The sequence below is a fragment of the Actinophytocola sp. genome (assembly GCF_050699935.1).
Taxonomy (GTDB): Bacteria; Actinomycetota; Actinomycetes; order Mycobacteriales; family Pseudonocardiaceae; genus Actinophytocola.
Window position 1 is genome coordinate 1 of the sequence record NZ_JBOHGB010000291.1, and the last position, 2,436, is coordinate 2,436.

At 72.8% G+C, this 2,436-nt stretch carries 3 protein-coding genes; 1 reads left to right on the top strand and 2 read right to left on the bottom strand.

Translation table 11 applies throughout. The annotated features are described in order from the left end of the window. A partial coding sequence (locus ACRDTB_RS37975) for a molybdopterin dinucleotide binding domain-containing protein (protein WP_431437116.1) occupies window positions 1-1,165 on the top strand: 1,165 nt, incomplete at its 5' end. A gap of 13 nt (window positions 1,166-1,178) precedes the next feature. Here the strand turns inward: ACRDTB_RS37975 and ACRDTB_RS37980 are convergent. Both ACRDTB_RS37980 and ACRDTB_RS37985 read right to left on the bottom strand, forming a co-directional pair. Next, on the bottom strand, window positions 1,179-1,820 hold the full coding sequence (locus ACRDTB_RS37980) for a TrmH family RNA methyltransferase (RefSeq protein ID WP_431437117.1): 642 nt from the start codon (window positions 1,818-1,820) through the stop codon (window positions 1,179-1,181). Then, window positions 1,817-2,191, bottom strand: coding sequence for a DUF2784 domain-containing protein (locus ACRDTB_RS37985; RefSeq protein WP_431437118.1), 375 nt, complete (start codon window positions 2,189-2,191; stop codon window positions 1,817-1,819). The genes ACRDTB_RS37980 and ACRDTB_RS37985 overlap by 4 nt, the downstream gene beginning before the upstream one ends. Between the last annotated feature and the right edge of the window lie 245 nt (window positions 2,192-2,436).

Consider the following 2,436-nt stretch of genomic DNA (forward strand, 5'->3'; position numbering starts at 1 on the left):
GGCCGCGGCCGGGCAGGCGAACGCGCGCGGCGGCACGCGGCGGCCGTGGACGGTCGGCCGGTGGCGCAGCCGGGTCCGTGGGCTGCCCGAGGTGATGGGCGAGCTGCCGGTGGCCACGCTGGCCGACGAGATCCTGACGCCCGGCGACGGCCAGGTGCGCGCGCTCGTGACGGTGTGCGGCAACCCGTGCCTGTCGACGCCGAACGCCGGGCGGCTCGCCGAGGCGCTGGCGGGCCTGGACCTCATGGTGTCGCTGGACGTCTACCTCAACGAGACGAGCCGGCACGCGGACGTGATCCTGCCCGGGCCGACCCCGCTGGAGCGGCCGCACTACGACGTGGCGCTGTACCAGCTGGCGGTGCGCAACGTCGCGAACTGGACGCCGGCCGCGCTGGCGGCGCCGGTGCCGCAGGAGTGGGAGACGTTGTTGCGGCTGACCGGGATCGCGGCGGGCCTGGGCCCGTCGGCCGACCTGTCGGCGCTGGACGGCATCGTGGCCGCCGAGGCCGCGCGCCGGGCGGGCGTCGACGTGTCGCTGGCGGCCGGACGGACCGGTCCGGAGCGGATCATCGACCTGCTGCTGCGTGGTGGTCCGTACGACCTGACGCTGGCCGACCTGGAGGCGGCGCCGCACGGGGTGGACCTCGGTCCACTGGCGCCGCGGCTGCCGGACGTACTGTCCACGGCGAGCGGTCTCGTGGAGCTCGCCCCCGCGGAGATCGTGGCGGACGTGCCGCGGCTGGTGGCGTTCCTCGGCGAGGCCGTCGACGATCGCCTGGTGCTGATCGGCCGGCGGCAGCTGGGGTCGAACAACTCGTGGATGCACAACCTGGAACCGTTGGTGCGCGGGCGGAACCGGTGCACGGCGCAGATGCACCCGGCCGACGCGGCGCGACTCGGGCTGGTCGACGGCGCGCCGGCGGTGGTGCGTTCGCGGGCCGGCAAGGTCGAGATCCCGGTCGAGGTCACGGACGCGATCCGGCCGGGCGTGGTGAGCATCCCGCACGGCTGGGGGCACGACGTGGCGGGCACGCGGGCGACGGTCGCGAGTGCGCACCCGGGCGTGAACACGAACCTGCTGGCGGACGACACGCTGCTGGACGCGCTGTCGGGAACCGCGGTGCTGAACGGCATTCCGGTGGAGGTCGAGCCGGTTCAGGGCTGAGACGCCGGGGCCGTCACCAGGCGCGGTCGAGGTCCGCGTGCTGGCGGATCCAGGAGTGCATGACGATGCCGGCCGCCACGCCCGCGTTGACCGAGCGGGTGGAACCGAACTGCGCGATCGACACCGTCATGGCGGCGGCGTCGCGGGCCTGCGCGGTGAGCCCCGGCCCTTCCTGGCCGAACAGGAGGAGTGCTCGTCGAGGCAGCTCGGCCGTCTCCACGCGCCGCGCGCCGGGCAGGTTGTCGACGGCGACGATCGTGAGGTCCGCTCCGGCGGCGTACTTCAGCAGGTGCTCGACGTCCGGGTGGTGCTCGAGGTGCTGGTAGCGGTCGGTCACCATGGCGCCGCGGCGGTTCCAGCGGCGGCGGCCGACGATGTGCACGGCCCTGGCGGCGAAGGCGTTGGCGGTGCGGACGACGGTGCCGATGTTGTGGTCGTGCTGGAAGTTCTCGATGGCGACGTGGAAGTCGTGCCGCCGCCGGTCGAGGTCGGCCACGACGGCGTCGCGGCGCCAGTAGCGGTAGGCGTCGACGACGTTGCGGCGGTCGCCTTCCGCGAGAAGCACCGGGTCGTAGCGGTCGTCGTGGGGCGGTTCACCGGTCCAGGGCCCGACGCCGACCGGCTCGCCGAACTCCCACTCGGTGGGCCCGGTCATCGCGCGGCGGGCACGGACGGCCGGCTTTGGCGCCACCGCACGTAGACGCCGACGTAGGACACGATCAGCAGTATGACCGCCCCGACCGCGACGACGGGCAGCAGGGCGCGGGGGATGATGTCGCCGTAGATGTAGTACTCGTTGAAGCCGCCGGGGAGGGGCTTGAGCCCCTGCTGTGCGCGGAAACCGTCCTCGAGCGCGGTGAGCGGGCAGACGATGGGGAACACGTTGACCGCGACCCCCCAGGCGGCGAAGAAGACGTGTACGAAGATCGTCTTCGGCCACCGCCAGGCGAGAAACCCGCCGAGTCCGATGTAGAGCAGCGATGCGAGGTGCACCACCACTGTGACATCGGCGAGAAACCCTGCCATGACGCCAAATGTACCGGGAAATCCCAAGTCAGGAAGCGGACCCGAACCCGATTCGAAGTGGCCCTCACCGGGACCACCCCACCACGCCGGTCTAGATGACTGAGTCCGGTTGGTTTCCGTGGTCGTGGGCGGTGAGGGAGCGTTGGGTGGGTGCTCCGATGTGCCGGTGGTGCCAGATCGCGGCGGCGAGGGCGAGGAGGCGGGCGGTGATGCTGGGGGTAGCCGCCGGCCAGGGTGTGGCCGCC